This is a genomic window from Arthrobacter sp. ATA002 (assembly GCF_026898095.1).
In the GTDB taxonomy this organism is placed as follows: Bacteria; Actinomycetota; Actinomycetes; order Actinomycetales; family Micrococcaceae; genus Arthrobacter_B.
This window is the reverse complement of record NZ_CP114015.1, coordinates 1052958-1073160: the sequence shown is the minus strand read 5'-3', so window position 1 is coordinate 1073160 and position 20203 is coordinate 1052958. Positions and strand designations below refer to the sequence as shown.

Here is a 20203-nt window from a genome sequence, read left to right as displayed (position 1 = left end):
TCCAGCCGGTCTTCAGTGTTTTCCCCATAGTGCAGCTGTGCACTGGGACGCTCAGTCATTAAGTCTCCTTCAGGAGTTTGAAGAAACCAGAGCTACGGGCGTCGCGTGGTCTCGGGGAGCGCCCATAGTGTCAATTCCGCTCAATCTATTTACGCAAAACGCTACCCTTTGGGCGCCCTCTACGACTAATCGGCGGGCGGGTTGTTGTGGAAGCGAAACATGTCGCCCGGACGCTTCCGGCGCTATAAGCGGCTATTCGGCGGCTGCGGAAAGCCGGCGGGCAGCGGCCGCCACCCGCTCGTCGGAGCCGGTCAGCGCAATGCGCACAAAGCCGGCACCTTCATGTCCGTAAATGACGCCGGGGCCGGAAACAATGCCCAGCTTCGCCAGCCGTTCCACGGTTGTCCAGGTGTCCTCTCCCGCGGTTGCCCAAAGGTAGAGCCCGGCTTCGGAGTGGCGGATGGAAAGCCCAAAGGCTTCCAGCGCCGGAACCAGAAGCTCACGGCGTGCCCGGTACGCGTCCTTCTGGGCGGCCACGTGGGCGTCGTCGGAGAGCGCGGCGATCATGGCGGCCTGCACGGGCGCCGGAACGATCATTCCGGCGTGCTTGCGGCTGTTGACCAAATTGGCGATGATCGCCCCGTCGCCGGCGACGAAGGCGGCACGGTAGCCGGCCATGTTGGACTGCTTGCTCAGCGAGTAGACCGACAGCAGCAGGTCATTGCTGCCGCCGCTGACCGCAGGGTCCAGGATGCCCGGCACCGGCCGGCCTCCCCGGTCGGGATCCCACTCGCCCCAGCCCAGCTCGGCGTAGCATTCGTCGGAAGCGACAACGGCGCCGACTTTCCGGGCCGAATCCACCAGGGCGCGCAGGGACGACGCCGAACGCACGATTCCGGTGGGGTTGCCCGGAGAGTTGACCCAGACCAGGCGCACCCGGGCGCGCACGTCCTCGTCGAGCTCATCCAGGTGATCCGCGGCCACGGGGGTGGCGCCGGCCAGGATGGCGCCCATGTCATAGGTGGGGTAGGCAACGGTGGGGCGGACGACGACGTCGCCCTCCCCCAGTCCCAGCAGCAGCGGAAGCCAGGCCACCAGTTCCTTGGAACCCACGGTCGGCATGATGTCCCGCGGATCCAGCGCCGGGACGTTCCGGCGCCGGGCGTACCAGTCGCTGACCGCCTGTCGGAGCTCGGCAGTGCCGTGCGTCGTCGGGTAACCGGGTGCGTCAGCGGCCGCGGCCAGTGCTTCCCGGACAACCGCAGGCGTCGGATCCACCGGGGTTCCGATGGACAGGTTCACTGCCCCGTCCGGATGCCCGGCTGCCAGTTTGGCGTAGGGCGCCATGGCTTCCCAGGGGTATTCCGGCAGGTCGAGCCCGAAGGTGCGGGAAGCGGCGGAACTCATGCCTCTTGGTTCTGCGGGGGCAGGACGGCGATGATCGGATGGTCCTTGTGGGTGTTGCCGATCTTTGCCGCACCGCCCGGGGACCCCAGGTCATCGAAGAATTCGACGTTGGCCTTGTAGTACTCGGCCCATTCCTCCGGCGTGTCATCCTCGTAGTAAATTGCTTCGACGGGGCAGACCGGCTCGCAGGCACCGCAGTCGACGCACTCGTCCGGGTGGATGTAGAGGAGCGTTCACCTTCATAGATGCAATCCACCGGGCATTCCTCAATGCATGCCTTGTCTTTTACATCTACGCATGGCTGCGCAATTACGTACGTCACGTCCCTTGCCTTCCTGATCTACGGACCGCCCCGGAACGGGAAAATCCACGAAGTGTTGGTTCCACGGTAGTAGCCCGAACCATTATCTCCCAGTCGGGATGCTCCGCGTACCATGTAACGGTGAACGTTCCCCCTCCCGCAGCAGTCCTCCGCGCCCTTCCCTCCGGTGCCCGGGTGGTTGTCCGCTACCGGCTGGAAAAGGGTTTCACCGACGTGCTGGGTTACCTGGTCGAGGCCGGAGATGAGGACGTTACGGTTTCGGGCAGCCGCGGCGACGTCACGGTTCCCTACCGCCTCATAACGGCCGCAAAGGAAGTGCCGCCTCCGCCGCCCAGGCGCGCGCCCCGCCGGTAAGGCGGTTCCTCAGCCGGCCGGCGGGATCGGTGGAAGCGGCCGCGAGGCCGCGTCTTCCGCTTCCGCGCGGCGGGCTTTGGCCAGCACCCGTGAAGTCAGGAACAGCGCAAGGATGGTTACCAGTGCCTGTCCAAACAGCCAGATGCGGCCGGCCACAACGATGCCCGGCTGCACCTCAAGCACGGTGCCGGTGATAATCAGCGGCGTGTCCCAGAGGTCAAGCGTAAACAGGCCCAGGATCACGTACGTCACGAGGCCGGCCGCGGCCGTCCACAGGGCGCTCCGCGCCCAGACGCCGGCGAAAACGGCTGACGCACCGCTGAGGACCAATGCGGCAACGGCGCCCAGCGGCACCGCGGTATCCCCGGAATAGAGGACCTGGGCGTGCAGCCCGGTCCCCAGCACGGCGGCCAGGATGCCGCCCGGCACGGCCGCCGCCGGGCCCCGCCAAGCGGGGCCCGGCGGACGGGGCTCATTGCTGCGGTAATGCTGTTATGCCTTGGACCGTGCGCGGGTCACCTTGGCACGCTCGGAAGCGTTCAGGATCAGCTTGCGGATCCGGATCGCTTCCGGGGTTACCTCTACGCACTCGTCTTCACGGGCGAATTCGAGGGACTCTTCCAGCGTCAGCTTGCGCGGCGGGGTCAGGTTCTCGAAGGTATCCGAGGAAGCGGCGCGCATGTTGGTGAGCTGCTTTTCCTTGGTGATGTTCACGTCCATGTCATCGGCGCGGGAGTTCTCGCCGACGATCATGCCCTCGTAAACCTCGGACGTGGGCTCCACGAAGAAGGAGCCGCGTTCCTGCAGCTTGATCATCGCGAACGGGGTCACGACGCCGGAGCGGTCGGCGATCATCGAGCCGTTGGTGCGGTACTCGATGGGGCCGGCCCACGGCTCGTAGCCTTCGGCGATGGAGGCGGAGATGCCGGCGCCGCGGGTTTCCGTCAGGAAGCGGGTGCGGAAGCCGATCAGGCCGCGGGCGGGAACGATGAATTCCATGCGGACCCAGCCGGTGCCGTGGTTGGCCATGTTGACCATGCGGCCCTTGCGGGCTGCCATCAACTGCGTTACGGCGCCGAGGTATTCCTCGGGCACGTCGATGGTCATGTGTTCCATCGGCTCGTGGACCTTGCCGTCAACCATCTTGGTGACAACCTGGGGCTTGCCCACGGTCAGCTCGAAGCCTTCGCGGCGCATCTGCTCCACGAGGATGGCCAGGGCGAGCTCGCCGCGGCCCTGGACTTCCCAGGCGTCCGGACGCTCGGTCGGCAGGACCCGCAGGGACACGTTACCGATGAGTTCCTTGTCGAGGCGGTCCTTGACCTGGCGGGCGGTGACTTTGGCGCCCTTGACCTTGCCGGCCAGCGGCGAGGTGTTGATACCGATGGTCATGGAGATCGCGGGATCGTCCACGGTGATCAGCGGCAGCGGCTTGGGGTTGTCGACGTCGGTCAGGGTTTCACCAATGGTGATGTCCTCGATGCCGGCGACGGCCACGATCTCGCCGGGGCCGGCGGACTCGGTGGGAACACGGTCCAGGGCCTTGGTGGCCAGCAGCTCGGTGATCTTCACGGTCTTCATGGTGCCGTCGGCGCGGGCCCAGGCTACCTGCTGGCCCTTGCGCAGGGTGCCGTTGAAGATGCGCAGCAGTGCCAGGCGGCCCAGGAACGGGGAGGCGTCCAGGTTGGTAACGTGTGCCTGGAGGACACCCTCGGGGTCGTAGGTCGGTGCCGGGATGTGCTCGATGATCGTCTGGAACAGCGGTTCCAGGTTGTCGTTCGCGGGAGCGTCGCCGTCGGCCGGCTGCTCCAGGGACGCCGCGCCCACGCGGGCTGCGGCGTAGACAACGGGAACGTTCAGCACCAGGTCCAGATCCAGGTCCGGAACTTCGTCCGCCAGGTCAGAGGCCAGGCCCAGGAGCAGGTCCATGGATTCGCTGACAACCTCGTCGATGCGGGCATCGGGACGGTCGGTCTTGTTGACCAGGAGAATGACGGGGAGCTTCGCGGCCAGGGCCTTGCGCAGGACGAAACGGGTCTGGGGCAGAGGGCCCTCGGAAGCGTCGACGAGGAGCACCACGCCGTCAACCATGGACAGTCCGCGCTCGACCTCGCCGCCGAAGTCGGCGTGGCCCGGGGTGTCGATGACGTTGATGGTGATGGTTTCACCATTGGCGGCCGGGCCGTTATAGAACACGGTGGTGTTCTTGGCCAGGATGGTAATGCCCTTTTCGCGCTCCAGGTCACCGGAGTCCATCACGCGGTCTTCCACGTCGCCGTGGGCGGCAAACGAGTTCGTCTGCTTCAGCATGGCGTCGACGAGGGTCGTCTTACCGTGGTCAACGTGGGCCACAATCGCAACGTTGCGGAGATCGCTTCGTACTGCGGTGTTTACAGCCGTGTTGGTTTCTGACATGCGTGAGGACTCAATTCATAGGAGATAAGTTCGAAGGTGGTGCACAGTAGCCCGGTCATGTGTCCGGGTTGATCCGGCCGTTCTGTACGAATCCCGCTCTGCACGTATGCTCCGTAAGAATGTACCGAAGGCGCCGCCGTCAGCGGGCACGCTAATATTCTAGTCCGAAGACCATAAGTTCCCTAATGGACGTCTTTTCCACCCGGCGGTACCGGGCGGAATACGGGCGGAAAAGTACGGAAGGCAGGCAGCCGCGCGGGCTGCCTGCCTTCCGTTGGTTCCGTTGATCCCGGGACCGTTATTGCCGGGACCGTTTGCTAGGCAACTTCCGGCGGAAGCATGAGCCCCGCACCGGGAATGGCCGCCAGCAGGGCCCTGGTGTACTCCATCTGCGGATTATCGAAAACGTCGTCCGTGGACCCCGTTTCAACGATCCGGCCCTTTTGCATCACGCACACCTCATCCGCGATCTGCCGCACCACGGCAAGGTCGTGGGTGATGAACAGGTAGCTCAGTCCCAGTTCCGACTGCAGATCCGCCAGCAGGCTCAGAATCTGCGCCTGGACCAGGACGTCCAGCGCCGAAACGGCTTCGTCGCAGATCACCACCTCCGGATCCAGCGCCAGTGCCCGGGCAATCGCCACGCGCTGGCGCTGCCCGCCCGAGAGCTCGTTCGGGTAGCGCCGCATCATTGACGCAGGCAGCGACACCTGGTCCAGCAGTTCCCGGACTTTCTGCTCGCGGCTCTTGGCGTTGCCGATGCCATGGACCCGCAGCGGCTCCTCAATGGTCCGGTAAATGTTGTACATCGGGTCCAGGGATCCGTACGGGTCCTGGAAAATCGGCTGTACCCGGCGCCGGAAATCGAACATTTCCCTGCGGTTTAGCTTGGTGATGTCCGTGCCGTTGAACAGGATGTCGCCCTTGGTGGCTTTTTCCAGTCCGAGGACCATGCGGGCCACCGTCGATTTTCCGGAGCCGGATTCACCGACGACGGCGGTGGTGGTGCCGCGCGGAATCGAGAAGGACACGTCGTCGACGGCGGTGAAGTCCGTGGATTTGCCCAGGGCACCACGCAGGTTGAAAACCTTGGACAGGTGCTTCACCTCGATGATGCTCTCCGTCCTGCCGCCGTCGGGATTCGCGGCAAGAAGCTCCGTGGTGCCGTCCAGGCCCAGGGACTTCGCGGTCTCGATCCGCCGTGAGGCGAGCGAAGGAGCGGATTCCACGAGCTTGCGTGTGTACGGGTGCTGCGGATTGGTGAGGATCTCCAGCGCGGGCCCTGATTCCACCACCTGGCCCTTGTACATCACCACGACCTTGTGCGCGCGCTCGGCTGCGAGGCCCAGGTCGTGGGTGATGAGCAGGACCGCGGTGCCGAGTTCGTCGGTCATGCGGTCCAGATGGTCCAGGATCTGGCGCTGGACGGTGACATCCAGCGCCGACGTCGGCTCATCGGCAATGAGCAGACGCGGCCGGCAGGAAAGCCCGATGGCGATCAGCGCACGCTGGCGCATGCCCCCGGAGAACTCGTGTGGATACTGGTTGGCCCGGGCCTCGGCGTCCGGCAGGCCGGCTTCGCTGAGGACCTGGGCAACATCCTTGGGGCTGCACGGCAACCCGTTGGCCTTCAGCGTTTCCTTGACCTGGAACCCAATTTTCCACACCGGGTTCAGGTTGGACATGGGGTCCTGGGGAACCATGCCGATGGAGGAGCCACGCAGCTCGACGATGCGCTTTTCGCTGGCGTGGGTGATGTCTTCGCCGTCGAAGATGATGCTTCCGCCGGAAACGGCACCGTTGCCGGGCAGCAGGCCGATGGCGGCCAGCGCCGTCGTCGATTTGCCGGAGCCGGACTCCCCCACGATCGCGACGGTTTCGCCCGGCATGATCGTCAGGTGGGCGTTGCGCACGGCCGGCACGTCGCCGTTGTTTGTCTTGAAGGTAATGGCGAGATCCCGCAGCTCGAGCAGCGGCTGGGCCGCCCGTCCCGGGACTGCGCCCGGGCCGCGGTGTTCATAGACGTGGTGTTCGCGGACATCGTTACATCCTTAGTCATCGCTTGCGCGACTTGGGGTCGAGCGCGTCCCGCAGGGCATCACCGAGCATGATGAAGGACAGCACGGTCAGCGACAGGGCAAGTGCCGGCCAGAACAGGGCCATCGGGTTGCTGCGCAGCGAGGACTTCGCGGAGAAAATGTCGTTGCCCCAGGACATGACGTCCGGCGGCAGGCCAATGCCCAGGAAGGACAGCGTGGATTCGGCCACGATGAAGGTACCCAGCGAAATGGTCGCAATGACGATGACCGGCGCCATGGCGTTCGGCAGGACGTGCTTGATCAGCGCGGCCATGCGTGAAACGCCGAGCGACCGCGCGGCCGTGACGAAGTCCGCGTTGCGGATTTCCAGGACCGCGCCGCGGGTAATGCGGGCCACCTGCGGCCACCCAAAGGTGGCCAGGATCAGGACGATGGTCCACACGTTGCGGTTTTCACGGAAGAACGGAAGCTGGACCACGACAATGGCACCCAGGATCATCGGCAGGGCAAAGAAAATGTCGCTGACCCGGGCCAGGATGGCATCGACCCAGCCGCCGAAGAAACCGGCGAGGGCACCCACGATGCCGCCGACAACCACCACGCCGAGGGTGGCGAACAGGCCCACCATCAGTGAGGAGCGCGTTCCGTAAACTACCCGGGCCAGGACGTCGCAGCCCTGCTGGGTAAAGCCGAGCGGATGCCCGGGAGCGGGGCCGCCGTCCGAGTTGGCCAGCAGGCAGTTGTCATTGGGCTGCTGGCTGGTAAAGAGCCCGGGGAACAGGGCCACGATAATCACCATCAGCAGCAGCAGGGCGCTGATGATAAAGAGCGGCTGCCGGCGCAGGCTGCGCCAGGCCTCGCTCCAGATGCTGCGGGGCGCGCCGTCCGCCGTCGAAGCATCGACAGGCAGAACCGGGGTTTCCTCCACATCCGCCACGAAGTGCTCGATCGGGTAGGAAGAGACCTTGCCGCGCGGAACGGGGGTCAGTGCTTTGTCATTCTCAGGCATATCGAATCCTCGGGTCCAGCCACGCGTACAGCAGGTCTACCAACAGGTTGGCGAGGCAAAAAATCAAGATCAGCACGGTGACGATCGAAACCACCACGGGAGCTTCACCGTTTTGCACGGCGCGGTACAGGGTGTTGCCGACGCCGTTGACGTTAAAGATTCCTTCGGTCACGATCGCCCCGCCCATGAGCGCACCCAAATCGGCGCCCAGGAAGGTGGCCACGGGAATCATGGAGTTGCGGAGGATATGCACGGAGACCACGCGGGGACGGCTCAGGCCCTTGGCCGTTGCGGTGCGGACGTAGTCGGCGTTGGCATTTTCAATGACACTGGTCCGGGTCAGCCTCAGCACATAGGCGAAGGACACCAGGCCCAGGACGATGGCCGGCAGCAGCAGCTCGGTGAAGCCGGCGTCGCCGCTGACCGTGGGATTGGTCCAGGCAAGCTTCACGCCGAAAACGAACTGCATAAGGAAACCGAGCACGAAGATCGGCACGGAAATAACCACCAGGGACACCACGAGGACCGTGGAGTCGAAGAACTTGCCCTTGCGCAGGCCTGCGAAGAGGCCGAAGACGATACCGAAGACGGCCTCGAAGACCAGGGCCATGACGGCCAGCTTGGCGGTGGTCGGGAAGACCTCGGCGATGATGGTTGCGATTTCGCGGCCGGCGAAGTTCACCCCGAGGTCGAAGGTCAGCACACCCTTCAGGTACAGGAAGTACTGCACCCAGAAGGGCTCGTCCAAGTTGTACTGGGCCCGCAGGGAGGCTTCAACGGCGGGGGTGCAGCCCTTTTCGCCGCAGATGGCCGCGGTTGCGTCCCCGGGAAGGCTGAACACCAGGAAATACAGGAGCAACGTTGCGCCCAGGAAAACGGGGATGAGCTGCAGGAAGCGCCTGAGGACATATCCGGCCATCAGACGTCTCCCCGCGGCACGGAAAACGCGCAGTGAGGGGGGATGGTGAAACTCATTCTAAAGAGCACCTTTACATTGGAGCGGCCCAGCGGCCCGGCTGCGGTGCAGCCGGGCCCTGGGCTGTGGGATTACTTGCCGGTGATGGCGTGGTACAGCGGCACACCGTTCCAGCCGAACTCAACGTTGGTCACGTTGGTGCTCCAGCCGCCCTGGGCAACCTGGTACCACAGGGGAATGGCCGGCAGATCTTCCAGGAGCATTTCCTGCGCCTGGTTCATGATTTCGCTGCCTTCTTCGACGCTGGACGCCGCGAGGCCGGTGCTCAGCAGCTCGTCGAACTCCGGGTTGTCATAGCGCGCGTCGTTGGATCCTGCACCCTCGGTGTAAATCGGGCCCAGGAAGTTGTAGAGCGACGGATAGTCGGCCTGCCAGCCGGACCGGATGGCGCCGGTCAGAGCGCCTCCGGTTGCTTCCGTGCGGGCTTCCTTGAACGTGGCGTACGGCTTTCCGGTGGCCTCAATACCGAGGTTGTTCTTCAGGCCGTTGATGACGGCTTCGACCCAGGTCTTGTGGTCTCCTTTATCCGCGTTGTAGGCGATGGTGAGCGGCTCGGCCTCGTTGTACGGCGAGATCTCCTCCGCCTCGGCCCACAGCTTCTTGGCCTCGTCCGGGTTGAACTCCAGGTTTTCGCTGCCGGGCAGGTCCTCGTCGAAGCCCTCCAGCACCGGTGCGGTGAAGTCCTGGGCCGGGGTGCGGCCGTTGCTGAAGATCACCCGGGTGATTTCTTCCCGGTCAATGCTCATGGACAGGGCCTGGCGGCGCAGCTTGCCGGCTTCGCCGCTCCAGTTCTCGAGGTAGTACGGAATCGCGATGGTCTGGTTGCCCGCATACGGCGACTCGATGGAGCGTTCCTCGCCCAGGTCGTTCTTGAAGTTCTTGACGTCGGACGTCGGGATGGTCTTCAGGATGTCCAGGTTGTCGGAAATCAGGTCCTGGTAGGCGGTGGTGTCGTTCTGGTAAATCTTGAACGTCACGCCGGCGTTCTGGGCCTTCTGCGGTCCGTCGTAGGACTCGTTGGGAACCAGTTCGATCTGCTGGTTGTGCTGCCAGGCGCCCTCGCCGGCGAACTTGTACGGACCGTTACCCACGGGGTTTTCCCCATAGGTGGCCGGGTCGGCCAGAGCCGCGGCGGTCATCGGGTAGAAGGCGCTGTAGCCCAGGCGCAGCGGCCAGTCGGATTCCGGCTGGCTCAGGGTCACCGTGAAGGTGGTGTCATCCACTACCTTGAGGCCGGACATGGTCTCCACTGTGGAGCCCTCGGCGCTGGCTTCCTCGTAGCCTTCGATGCTCTCGAAGAAGGTGTTGCCGAGCTGGGCGTTCTTGGCAGCGGCACCGAAGTTCCACGCGTCGACGAACGACGACGCCGTTACCGGGTCGCCGTTGCTGAAGGTCTTGCCTTCCTTCAGCTTGATGGTGTAGTTCTGCGCATCTTCGGTGTCGATCGAGTCGGCCATTTCGTTCTGCGGCGTGCCGTCTGCGTCGTAGCTGATGAGGCCCGCGAACAGCAGGTCCAGGACGGCTCCGCCGCCCACCTCGTTGGTGTTCGTGGGGATCAGCGGCTGTGCCGGCTCGGAACCGTCGGCAATGATGACGCGGCCGGTGTCACCCTCTGCGCCGGCATCTGCTGAGTTGTCGCCACCGCCGCAGGCGGTGAGTGCCAACAGGGCAACGGCTGCAACGCTGAGTAGTTTGGGAGTGCGTGGGGAGCGCATTCCGCCTCCTTAGTTTTCTAACTCCGGACGCATAGCGACCGGCAGTGCGGCCCTCTAGCAGTGAGCCGACTCACAGGTTCAAAAGCAATTGCTTTCGGCCCATACCGTACTCACTTCAGAGAGCGGCGAATGACCGCTTCGGCGCCTTCGGAAGCCGCCAAGGAGGAAAAACGGCCCCGCATTGCAGGAAATACATAGAAAGACATGCAACTGTAACGATTCGATATACGCGGATCACATTACGACGCAATTCTATGACCCGGGGGTGATCTGTGTCATACTTCGGCGGCAGTTGGGTTGACCGGCCGGAACAGCGGTTACCGGAGGATCTTCCATTCCCAGGCGTTCCACCACAGACCGGTGGAATTCGGCATGTACTCCACACCCTCAAGGGTGTCGGCCGAGGCGTGCAGCCCGGGCAGCTGGTACAGCGGCAGCCCGTAGTTTGCTTCCCAAATCAGCCGGTCGATCTCGGCGGAGAGTTCTTCCCGCCGCCCGGTGTCGGTCTCCACCACAAGCCTTGCCATCAGCTCATCCGCCTCAGGGCTGGAGAAACCGTTGTAGTTCGACGCCGCGCCGGTGGCAAAAATCTGCGGCACGCCGGCCACCCCCACGCCGCTGGCGGTCCAGCCGAAGATCGCGGCGTCATAGCTGCCGCTTCCCAGCCCTGCTGCCCACTCCCCCGCAGGAAGGCCGCCGTCGACGACGTCGAACCCGGCCTCCGCGGCGGATTCCCGGATCAGGCGGAAGGCTTCGGCACGGTAGGCGTTGTCGCGGTCGTACAGGACGCGGATTACAGGCGTCTCGCCGTCGAGCAGTTCCCGGGCTCCGGCCACGTCCACCTCGGCGAATTCACTGGATCCGTTGCCGGCGGCGGACTCCCCGTACCCGGCCTGGTCGATGAGGAAGACCTGGGAATCCAGGGGTTCCTCACCGGGCTGCAGGCCCTGCACCGTCGCATCCACGATGGCTTGGCGCGGAACCGTCTTCAGGAAGGCTTCACGCACGCCGGCGGAGGCGAACACGCCGTCGAAGGTCAGGTCCAGGTGGTCGTAGGCCAGCTGGTTGCCGCGGTGCAGGTGAACGTTCCCAAGTGCTTCGAGTTCCTCCAGGTCGGGGAGGGTGCTGCCGTCGGGCTGCGGGGACACGATGTCCACCGTCCCGTCCTTCAAAGCCGCTGTCTGGGCCGCCGGGTCCGGGAGAAAGCGGATGGTGATTTCATCCAGGTCCGGCCCGGTGCCCCACGCATAGTCTTCATTGCGGACCAGGGTCAGGGAGACCCCGGGGTTGATGTCGGAGACGATGAAGGGCCCGTTGGAGAGGTACAGGGCGGGATCCTCGGGCAGGGTCCGCGCATCGAAGGCGGTGTTCCAGTACTCGGCCACGGCACGGAGTTCCGGGTTCACCGGCGCGGGGTTCAGCGGGTCCCCGCCGGGTGTATCGCGAATCAGCTCCGTTAGTGCCTTTTCATCGGCCAGCCCGGCTCCCTGCGCCACGATATGCGCCGGGACACTGATTCCGCTGCTGTCCGACAGGGATCCGAAGGCCGTCTCCCAGTCGGCGTAGGGCCGTGAATAGGTGAGCGTGATGGACCGGTTGTCGTCACCGATTTCGGGCAGCCCGGTCAGCGCCAGTGCCTGGGTGGAACCGGCGTAGTCGAAGTAGCGGGTCCCGGACAGCGGGGTGCCGTCGGCGGACAGGAGCTCGTCGTCGAACCATCCGGACGCCGCCGCCCACGCGAGCATCAGGTCATCGGCGCCCACCGGGGCGCCGTCGGACCAGGCCACGCCCTCGTTGACCGTGTACTTGACCGTCAGCGGATCCTCGGAGACCTGCTCGTACGTACCGAACTGCTCCAGCGGGATGATCTCAAGGTTGTTGTCCACGTAGTTGAAACCCGAGTGTGTGGCATAGGCCAGTTTCCGGTTGATGTCGGTGTTCCCGGCTGCCGACTGCGGGTTGAAGGAATCGACGACGCCGGCCTCGGCCACGGAGATTTCGCCGCCGGGCGTAGGCAGCGCACCGGGCAGTTCCTCGGCATCTCCTTCGTCCGCGGTACAGGCACCCAGGGCCAGGGCAGCTGCGGCGCAGGCGGCAGCCAGCTTGGTCAGGCGGTTCAAACGCATGTTCTTGCTCCCCGGGACGATGTGGCGCCGGTCGCGCACCCTGTGATAATTGCACACCGCGCGAATTTGGGACGCAACGAATCCCGGAAAGCGGGCGGGTCCGGCCATCTGGAGCCGGACCTGCCTGCCTACCGTTACGCCGTGACGGTGAACGCAGCTTTGAGCAGCACCTCTGCCCGCGACGAGGGACCGACAAGAAGTTCAAAGTCCCCCGGTTCCACGACACGCCCTCCGGCCGCATCAACGATTGTGCATTCAGCGACGGGCAGCTCCAGCGGCACGCGCACTGATTCGCCGGGGGCCACATCAACCTGCCGGAAGCCCTTGAGTTCCCTGTCGGTCCAGCTGACCGATGTCACCATGTCCCTCACATAGATCTGCACGGTTTCCAGCGCCGGGCGCGCGCCGGTGTTCGCCACCGTGACGTGTCCGGCGATCATGCCGGACGATGTCAGCACTGCCTCATCCAAAACCAGGTCCCGGTACTCGATCGTGGTGTAGCTGAGTCCCTCGCCAAAGGCCCAGGCTGGAGACTGGGTGAGGTCGGCGTAACGGTCGCCGTGCTGGCCGCGGATCTGGTTGTAGTACGTCGGCTGCTGACCGACGTGCCGCGCAAAGGAGATCGGCAGGCGCCCTGAGGGCTCCACCTCGCCGGCAAGGATTTCGGCGAGCGCCCTTCCGCCTTCCATTCCCGGATTGGATGCCCAGATGACAGCCGCTGCCTGCTGCACCGAGACCGGCAGGACGAGCGGCTTGGAAGCAAGCAGCACCACCACCACAGGTTTCCCCGAGGCAATTAGCGCGTTCAGCATGGCATTTTGACCGCCGACCAGCTCCAGGGTGGCCGTCGAGCGGCCCTCCCCGACAAGCTCGATCCGGTCGCCTACGACGGCAACCACCACGTCAGCCTCATCGGCCAGGCCAACCGCTTCTGCAATCAGCGCCGGATTCGGCGCGGACGGCACAACGTGCGGAGGACGGGGCTGGCCGTCGGGGAAGGCTGCCCCGGCGGGGTCCTGCTCAAGGGTGAGGATCTCCGCGCCCTGCGCGAAGTTCACCGTCCACGCGTCCGGAGCAACTCCCCGGAGGCCGTCGAGCACGGTCGTAATCATGTCCCGGGGCTGCCCGTCGAGCCACCCCGCCTGGCCCGACCCTCCGGCCCAGTCACCCAGCTGGGTCTGGGCGGCGTCGGCCAGCGGGCCTACCACGGCGATCCGTGTCGGCCGGTCAGCTGACAGCGGCAGCAGTCCGTCATTTTCCAGCAGGACGATCGACCGGCGGGCTGCTTCGAGATTCAGTGCGGTGTGCTCGGGGCGCCCAACGATGCTGGCTGCTTCGGCGGAGGGAAGCCGCGGGTCCTCGAACAGTCCAAGCTCGAACTTCAGGGTCAGGATGCGTACTGCTGCCGCATCGAAAGCCTCTGGACGAAGCAGTCCGCGGCCCACGGCGTCCAATGCTCCCTCGAAGAACTTGGGGGTTGTCATGATCATGTCGTTGCCGGCGCGCACTGCGGCAGCGGCTGCGTGCGTGTAGTCAGGCTGCACCTGCTGTTCCCAGACCATCCGGCCAACGTTGTCCCAATCGGTGATGAGTGTGCCGGTATATCCCCACTCGCCGCGCAGGACGTCGCTGAGGAGCCAGTCATTGATCGTGATCGGCACCCCGTCCATGCTTTGGTACCCGAGCATGAAGGAGCGGCATCCCTCCCGCGCGACCCGTTCGAACGGCGGCAGGAACCACGAGCGGAGCTTGCGGCGGGAGATATCGGCCTCGCTGGCGTCACGTCCTCCTTGTGTCTCCGAGTACCCGGCGAAGTGCTTGGCCGTTGCCAGAATCGCGGTCGGATCGGTCAGGCCGTCGCCCTGGTAACCCCGAACCATGGCAGAGGCGAGTTCACCGATGAGAAACGGGTCTTCGCCGAAGGTCTCGTTGACGCGCCCCCAGCGCAGGTCCCGGGAGATGCACAGCACGGGAGAGAAGGTCCAGTGCACGCCGGTGGCCGCCACCTCGACAGCAGTCGCCCGGGCAACACGTTCCAGCAGGCCCGCGTCCCACGACGCGGCCATCCCCAGTTGCGTCGGGTAGATCGTGGCGCCCTCACAGAACGAATGCCCGTGGATGCAGTCCTCGGCCACCAGCAGCGGAATGCGGAGCCGGGTCTGGCCGGTCAGCTCGTTGGCACGCACAATCCGTTCCGGCGACGTGTGCAGGATCGAGCCGACATGCTTCCGGAGCACATGGTCCTCAAGGCAGTCCCTCGCGTCCAGCTGAAGCATCTGGCCCACCTTCTCCTCCAGCGTCATACGGCCAAGGAGGTCGGCAACGCGCTCTGGAATGGGAAGCGAGGGGTCTTGGTACGGCAGAGTGTCGGTACGGATTTCCGGGGTCGTCATTTGGTGTTCTGTGCCTTGCCGTCAGTAGGAGTGTCAGGAGTGGTGCGGACTGCGGTTACGGCGTCATTGACGTCCAGGCCCTTCTTCTTCATTGCCCGCGCCCGCTCCCCTGCCGAACGCAGGCGGGGGTTCACGTATTCGTCGATGCCGAAGTTGATCAGCGACAGCGCGACGCCGAGGACCGCGATACAGAGTCCGGCGGGGACGTACCACCACCAGAAGTTCGGGAAGGCGCCGTTCTGCTGCGCCCAGAACAGGATGGTTCCCCAGTTAAGGTTGCTGATCGGGATCACCCCGATGAAGGCCAGGGTGGTAAGCCCCAGCACTGCCGCAGTGACGGTGCCGACGAAGCTCGAGGCGATGATGGCCATGAGGTTCGGCAGCATTTCCACAAGGATGATGCGGCGCAGCGGTTCACCGTTTGCACGGGCAGCCTGGATAAAGTCGCGGTTGCGCAGCGACATGGTCTGTGCCCGGAGGACCCTGGCACCCCACGCCCAGCCGGTCAGCGCCAGCACTGCCGCAATGAGTACGAGCGGCGGGTTCTCGAACTGCGACGCGACAATGATGATCAGCGGCAGCCCGGGGATAACGAGGAACACATTGGTCACGGCGGAAAGCGATTCGCTTCTCCAGCCGCGGGTGTATCCGGCGATAACGCCCATGAACACGGCCACGGCTGTTCCCATAATTCCTGCCAGGAAACCCACCACGAGGACGCCGCGGGTGCCGTAGATGATTTGACTGAAGACGTCCTCCCCCATGTGGGTCGTTCCTAGCAGGTGTGCTCCTGACGGTCCCTGCCGGAGTGCAGTGAAGTCTTTCTCCAGTGGGCCGTACGGGGCAATAATGTCGCCGAAAACGGCGACCAGGACGAACACCCCGAGGATGATGATCCCGGTCAGCGACTTCGGGTTGCGGAACATCGCGAAAGACGAGGTCAGCTGTGACCGGAACGTCTTCTCCCCGGATGGCAGGTCCGGCAGGCGGGTTCGCTCTGTCTCCGTCACGGCGGCGGTGGTCTGCGTCAGGTTTTCCGGCGTCGACATATCAGGCCTCCGTTTGGCGTGTTCGGGGTCAAGGACCGCGTAGGCAATGTCAGCGAGGATGTTTGCACACAGCACGGCCAGGGTGATGATGAGGAACAGCCCCTGCATCAGTGGAAAGTCCTTTGCGGTGGTTGCATCGAGCAGCAGCTTGCCGACTCCGGGGTAGGAGAACACCATCTCCATCACAATGGTGCCGCCGACGATAAAGCCCAGGGACAGGGCAAAGCTGGAGAGCTGCGGCAACATGGCATTGCGTGCTGCGTAGTTCCAGAGCACGCGGCGGTTCGGCATGCCTTTTGCCTGGGCGACGGTGATGTAGTCCTCGTCGAGCACTGTGAGCATCATGTTCCGCATGCCGAGAATCCAGCCGCCCAGGGATGCGATCACAATGGTGATCGCCGGCAGGGCGCCGTGGGATACCACCTGACCGATAAAGTCCAGGGTGAATTCGGGGGACGAGCCCTTGTCGTAGGCGTGTGAGGCCGGGAACCAGCCCAGGACCGTCGAGAAGACCGCGATCGCGATCAGGCCGAGCCAGAAGTACGGCACGGTGCTGAAGAACGTAGAGATCGGGACAATGATGTCGGCTTTGCTTCCGCGGCGCCATCCGATCAGGGCGCCTGTTGCCGTCCCGAGGACGAAGGAAACGACGGTGGCGATCCCGACAAGTCCCAGGGTCCACGGCAGTGCCGAGGCGATCACGTCGCCCACCGGTGCCAGGCCGTTCGAGAAGGAACGCCCGAGATCACCGCTGAACAGCAGCGCCCAGTAGTCGAGGTACTGCTGCCACACCGAGGTGTCCTCGTCCAGGCCAAAGAGAATGCGCAGGGACCGGGCAGCTTCCGGAGTGATCTCCCCGGCGTTGCGCTGCATGTATGCGGTGACGGGATCACCTGACATGAGCCGCGGCAGGAAGAAGTTGATGGTAATCGCTGCCCAGGCCGTGAACAGGTAAAACGCAGTGCGGCTGGCAATAAAGCGTACGGGGATTCTCACGCGGCACCGCCTTCATTTGTACCCGGCACCGAAGCGAAGTGCTTTTCGGGATCGGGCGACGCCGCCCGAAGTTCCCTGGTGTATTCATGCTGGGGATTCAGGATGACCTCATCGGCCGGCCCGTGTTCGACCACGCGGCCATGGTGCAGGACCATGATTTCGTCGCTGAAGTGGCGGGCTGTTGCGAGGTCATGGGTGATGTAGAGCAGCCCCAGCCCTTCCTCGCGCTGCAGGTCCGAGAGCAGGTTCAGGACGCCGAGACGAATAGAAACGTCCAGCATCGACACCGGCTCGTCCGCGACCAGCAGTGCCGGCCGGGACGCGAGTGCCCGTGCGATCGCTACGCGCTGGCGCTGACCTCCGGACAGTTCGTGCGGGCGGCGGTCGATAACGGCGTTCACGTCCAGCTGCACCCTGTCGAGGAGCCGCCTGACCTCCTCCTCTGTTTCGGCTTTGGGAACGACGTTGTCCAAGCGAAGCGGACGCTCAATGTTGTATCTGATGGAGTGGTACGGGTTCAGTGAGGCGAAGGGATCCTGGAACACCATCCGCAGTGTTTGGCGGTAGCTGCGGAGCCCCTTGCCCCGGCGTGGGATCGGTTTACCGTCCAGCAGTACGCTGCCGCTGGTAGGGATCTCCAGTTGGGTCAGGATCTTCGCAATGGTGGACTTGCCGCTGCCGGACTGGCCTACCAGCGCAATGGTTTCGCGGTCGTGCAGAGTGAAGCTGACCCCCTCCAGGGCAAGCATCGGCGCTGCACCGCGCACCCGGTAGCGCTTGGATACGTTTTGGAACTCGAGTGTGGTCATCGGACCAGGACTCCCCTCTCGCCGGTGAGGCGCGGGAACGACGCCAGCAGCGTCTTGGTGTACTCATGCTGCGGGCGCTCCCAGATCTCGCGTGCCGACGCGAGTTCGATGATCGTGCCATCGCGCATAACAGCGATCCGGTCGCTGATCTCCAGCAGCAGCGGGAGGTCGTGGGTGATGAAGATGACTGAAAAGCCAAACTCGTGGCGAAGTTGTGAGATTTTCCGCAGGATTTCGCGCTGTACCAGTACATCCAGCGCAGTTGTAGGTTCATCCATGACCATCAGCTGGGGACGCAGGGCAAGCGCCATCGCAATCATCACGCGCTGGCGCATGCCTCCGGACAACTCATGCGGATAGGAGCGGGTACGGTCGCGTCCCACGGCGACGATCTCCAGCAGCTCCTCGCAAGCGGACCGGCGCTCGCGCCTGGACAGTTCAGGGCGGTGCACGAGGAACACGTCGTCGAGCTGGGCACCGATTGTCGTGACCGGGTTAAGGGCGTTCATGGCGCCCTGGAACACCATCGATACTTTGTTCCACCGGAAGCGGCGCATTTCCTCGGCCCCGAGCGAGTTGACGTCGATAGCGGTCCCGGATGAATCATGGAACGTCACGCTGCCGCTGGTGATGACAGCGGGGACTCGAAGCAGACGCTGGACTCCGTACGCGAGCGTCGTCTTACCGCACCCGCTCTCCCCTGCAAGCCCGAGAATCTCGCCGCGCTGCAGTTCGAGGGTTACGTTTTTCACCGCCTCCACGGGCGGATCGACGTCGTACACGACGGAAAAATCGCGCACGCTGAGAAGGGGTTCTGGCATGAGTTGATCCCTTTCAGGGAGTCGTCGGATGAAGGGAGGATGCCGCGGCATCCTCCCTTCCTCCGGGTGTTGCTACTCGGCGGGTGTCAGTTTCGTGAGGATCAGCGGAACGGTGACCTGCACGGGGTCAGCGGTCGCGTACTGGTCTTCCTCGCTGGGCCATCCCACGTAGTTGCGCGTGTTGTACTCGCCCAATGCGGGGTGGGTTCCCACCGGGATCACCGGAACATCCTCGACGAAGATCTTCTGGACCTCTTCAAGGGCCTTGGTGCGTTCCTCGTCGCTTCCCGACGTCGCATATGTGTTCAGCAGCTCCGTGGCGCGGTCGTTCTCGTAGCGGCCGAAGTTGTAGTCCACTGCGTCGCCCGCCAGCAGCCAGCGGCCGTCCATCGTGTCGGAGTAGAGGTCATACGGCGTTGTGCCGCTGTCCGTCCAGTGCATGATGGCGTCAAAGTTGCCGGAGCGCTTGTTCTCCCACCATGTGTCGGCATCGGGCGTGTTGACCTTTGCATCGGCGCCAAGGGTTTCCTTGACCTGGTCTGCGATGAGGCTGATGCCGGTGACGTAGTCATTCCATCCCTGGGGCACCTCAAGCGTGAAGGAAACGGGCTCGCCGTCAGGATCAATGAGGGCTTCGTCAGCCCACGCATAGCCTGCCTCCTCGAGGATTTTCCGGGCGCCGTCAACGTCGAGGGAAAGTTCTGCATCCTTGAATTCGTCAGCGATGTACTGGTCCCCGATTGGAGTCGGCAGTCCGGTCACCGAGGTCAGTTCCGGTCCGGCCTTTTCCCTGGCGATTTCGGTGTGCGCCGCACGGTCAATGACCATGTTCACTGCCTGGCGGAAGGCGAGGTTGTTGAAGGGCTTTTCCTGATGGTTCAGGAAAAGGACGTCCGGGGCCATGACGTTTGCCGGCCAGAAGACATTGTGCTCGGGGTCCTTGTCGACAAAGGCACTTTGCACGTCGGGAATGAATGCCTGCGCCCAATCGGCCTCTCCGTTTGCAAGAGCCGTGGTCAGGGCAGTGTTGTCGTTGTAGGAGACGTAGTACAGGGTCGGGACGGCCAGGTCTCCGCCCCAGTAGTCATCCCGGGCTTGGAGGGTGACCGACTGGCTGCTGAAGTTGTCCAGCGTGTAGGGGCCGGTTCCCACCGGATCGGGGTTCGCCTCCGTGGTCGGATCCGCGATGTCGGCCCAGATGTGCTCCGGCACCATCGCGGTGTGCAGGACCTGGCCCTGCTTAACGAACTTGGACTCGTCGAAGGTCAGGACGACGCTTTCGCCGTCCTTAACCATGTCGGTCAATTGCAGGTTTCCGGTGTCCAGGGCCGGGGTGTTCCGGATCAGGTCGAAGGAGAACATGATGTCGTCGGCTGTGAACTCCTCGCCGTCGTTCCAGGTCACGTCAGTCCGCGGGGTGATCGTGAGCTGGGTGTAGTCGTCGTTCCATTCGACCTTTTCCGCCAGCCATGGCGTGGTCTCATTCTCGCCAACGGTGTTAACCATGGCGAGCGGCTCAAAGATGACGTTCTTGTAGCCCAGCTTGTTCGCCGACGAATCACCAACCCAGGGATTGTTCGACTCCGTGGTGATGGCACCGTCCGGCTTCGCGATGGTGAGCGCTGCACCTGCCTCGGGCTGCGAGTCGGACTCGGCGCCGCCGCCACAGGCGCTGAGCGCCAGAGCCGAGACGAGTCCGACGGCGATGAAGGATGTTTTAAGCCTCATTGCTTCTCCTCATGTGATGCAGCACCGCCATGGTGCGCATTCCG

The 20203-nt window shown here is 64.1% G+C and carries 14 protein-coding genes and 2 pseudogenes; 1 reads left to right on the top strand and 15 read right to left on the bottom strand.

The annotated features are described in order from the left end of the window. Positions 1–252: 252 nt before the first annotated feature. On the bottom strand, positions 253–1407 hold the full coding sequence (gene dapC / locus OL239_RS05455) for a succinyldiaminopimelate transaminase (RefSeq protein WP_268911040.1): 1155 nt from the start codon (positions 1405–1407) through the stop codon (positions 253–255). Then, positions 1404–1729: pseudogene (gene fdxA / locus OL239_RS05450) on the bottom strand (ferredoxin). The gene dapC and the pseudogene fdxA overlap by 4 nt, the downstream one beginning before the upstream one ends. Positions 1730–1849: 120 nt before the next feature. Here fdxA and OL239_RS05445 point away from each other — a divergent pair. Continuing rightward, positions 1850–2083, top strand: coding sequence for a putative acetyltransferase (locus OL239_RS05445; protein WP_268911039.1), 234 nt, complete (start codon positions 1850–1852; stop codon positions 2081–2083). Positions 2084–2092: 9 nt separating this feature from the next. On the opposite strand, the gene OL239_RS05440 is transcribed toward OL239_RS05445, so the two are convergent. From OL239_RS05440 to OL239_RS05380, 13 genes and pseudogenes are all read right to left on the bottom strand, one after another. After that, positions 2093–2512 carry a hypothetical protein gene (locus tag OL239_RS05440; RefSeq protein WP_268911038.1) on the bottom strand — a complete coding sequence of 140 codons (420 nt, stop codon included), beginning with the start codon at positions 2510–2512 and terminating at the stop codon, positions 2093–2095. A gap of 63 nt (positions 2513–2575) precedes the next feature. Next, positions 2576–4498, bottom strand: a complete 1923-nt coding sequence (gene typA / locus OL239_RS05435) for a translational GTPase TypA (RefSeq protein WP_268911037.1) — start codon at positions 4496–4498, stop codon at positions 2576–2578. Positions 4499–4815: 317 nt separating this feature from the next. Then, on the bottom strand, positions 4816–6471 hold the full coding sequence (locus OL239_RS05430; RefSeq protein WP_268911675.1) for an ABC transporter ATP-binding protein: 1656 nt from the start codon (positions 6469–6471) through the stop codon (positions 4816–4818). An 82-nt stretch (positions 6472–6553) separates the two neighbouring features. Continuing rightward, a complete protein-coding gene (locus OL239_RS05425) occupies positions 6554–7546 on the bottom strand; it encodes an ABC transporter permease (protein WP_268911036.1) in 993 nt (330 codons plus the stop codon). Next, the gene (locus tag OL239_RS05420; protein WP_268911035.1) at positions 7539–8465 is read right to left on the bottom strand and encodes an ABC transporter permease; all 927 of its coding nucleotides are present in this window, start codon (positions 8463–8465) and stop codon (positions 7539–7541) included. The genes OL239_RS05425 and OL239_RS05420 overlap by 8 nt, the downstream gene beginning before the upstream one ends. A 128-nt stretch (positions 8466–8593) precedes the next feature. Beyond that, the gene (locus OL239_RS05415) at positions 8594–10237 is read right to left on the bottom strand and encodes a peptide ABC transporter substrate-binding protein (protein ID WP_268911034.1); all 1644 of its coding nucleotides are present in this window, start codon (positions 10235–10237) and stop codon (positions 8594–8596) included. Between the two features lie 317 nt (positions 10238–10554). Further along, entirely contained in the window at positions 10555–12363 is a 1809-nt protein-coding gene (locus OL239_RS05410) for an ABC transporter family substrate-binding protein (RefSeq protein WP_268911033.1), read from the bottom strand. Between the two features lie 134 nt (positions 12364–12497). Continuing rightward, entirely contained in the window at positions 12498–14756 is a 2259-nt protein-coding gene (locus tag OL239_RS05405; protein WP_268911032.1) for a glycoside hydrolase family 3 N-terminal domain-containing protein, read from the bottom strand. Beyond that, positions 14753–15805, bottom strand: coding sequence for an ABC transporter permease (locus OL239_RS05400; RefSeq protein WP_442864282.1), 1053 nt, complete (start codon positions 15803–15805; stop codon positions 14753–14755). Before OL239_RS05400 ends, OL239_RS05405 begins: the two co-directional genes overlap by 4 nt. A gap of 84 nt (positions 15806–15889) precedes the next feature. Next, positions 15890–16678: pseudogene (locus tag OL239_RS05395) on the bottom strand (ABC transporter permease); the annotation flags it as partial. Positions 16679–16797: 119 nt separating this feature from the next. After that, the gene (locus OL239_RS05390; RefSeq protein ID WP_268911031.1) at positions 16798–17610 is read right to left on the bottom strand and encodes an ABC transporter ATP-binding protein; all 813 of its coding nucleotides are present in this window, start codon (positions 17608–17610) and stop codon (positions 16798–16800) included. Next, entirely contained in the window at positions 17607–18431 is an 825-nt protein-coding gene (locus OL239_RS05385; RefSeq protein WP_268911030.1) for an ABC transporter ATP-binding protein, read from the bottom strand. Before OL239_RS05385 ends, OL239_RS05390 begins: the two co-directional genes overlap by 4 nt. Positions 18432–18503: 72 nt before the next feature. After that, complete coding sequence (locus OL239_RS05380; protein WP_268911029.1) at positions 18504–20159, bottom strand: ABC transporter substrate-binding protein; 1656 nt, start codon at positions 20157–20159, stop codon at positions 18504–18506. Between the last annotated feature and the right edge of the window lie 44 nt (positions 20160–20203).

Bases quoted from the DNA above. Each gene is read 5' to 3' on its own strand.
- OL239_RS05385 (WP_268911030.1), bottom strand. From the start codon at position 18,431: ATGCCAGAACCCCTTCTCAGCGTGCGCGATTTTTCCGTCGTGTACGAC.
- OL239_RS05380 (WP_268911029.1), bottom strand. From the start codon at position 20,159: ATGAGGCTTAAAACATCCTTCATCGCCGTCGGACTCGTCTCGGCTCTG.
- typA (WP_268911037.1), bottom strand. From the start codon at position 4,498: ATGTCAGAAACCAACACGGCTGTAAACACCGCAGTACGAAGCGATCTC.
- OL239_RS05400 (WP_442864282.1), bottom strand. From the start codon at position 15,805: ATGTCGACGCCGGAAAACCTGACGCAGACCACCGCCGCCGTGACGGAG.
- OL239_RS05390 (WP_268911031.1), bottom strand. From the start codon at position 17,610: ATGACCACACTCGAGTTCCAAAACGTATCCAAGCGCTACCGGGTGCGC.
- OL239_RS05405 (WP_268911032.1), bottom strand. From the start codon at position 14,756: ATGACGACCCCGGAAATCCGTACCGACACTCTGCCGTACCAAGACCCC.
- OL239_RS05425 (WP_268911036.1), bottom strand. From the start codon at position 7,546: ATGCCTGAGAATGACAAAGCACTGACCCCCGTTCCGCGCGGCAAGGTC.
- OL239_RS05420 (WP_268911035.1), bottom strand. From the start codon at position 8,465: ATGGCCGGATATGTCCTCAGGCGCTTCCTGCAGCTCATCCCCGTTTTC.
- dapC (WP_268911040.1), bottom strand. From the start codon at position 1,407: ATGAGTTCCGCCGCTTCCCGCACCTTCGGGCTCGACCTGCCGGAATAC.
- OL239_RS05410 (WP_268911033.1), bottom strand. From the start codon at position 12,363: ATGCGTTTGAACCGCCTGACCAAGCTGGCTGCCGCCTGCGCCGCAGCT.
- OL239_RS05415 (WP_268911034.1), bottom strand. From the start codon at position 10,237: ATGCGCTCCCCACGCACTCCCAAACTACTCAGCGTTGCAGCCGTTGCC.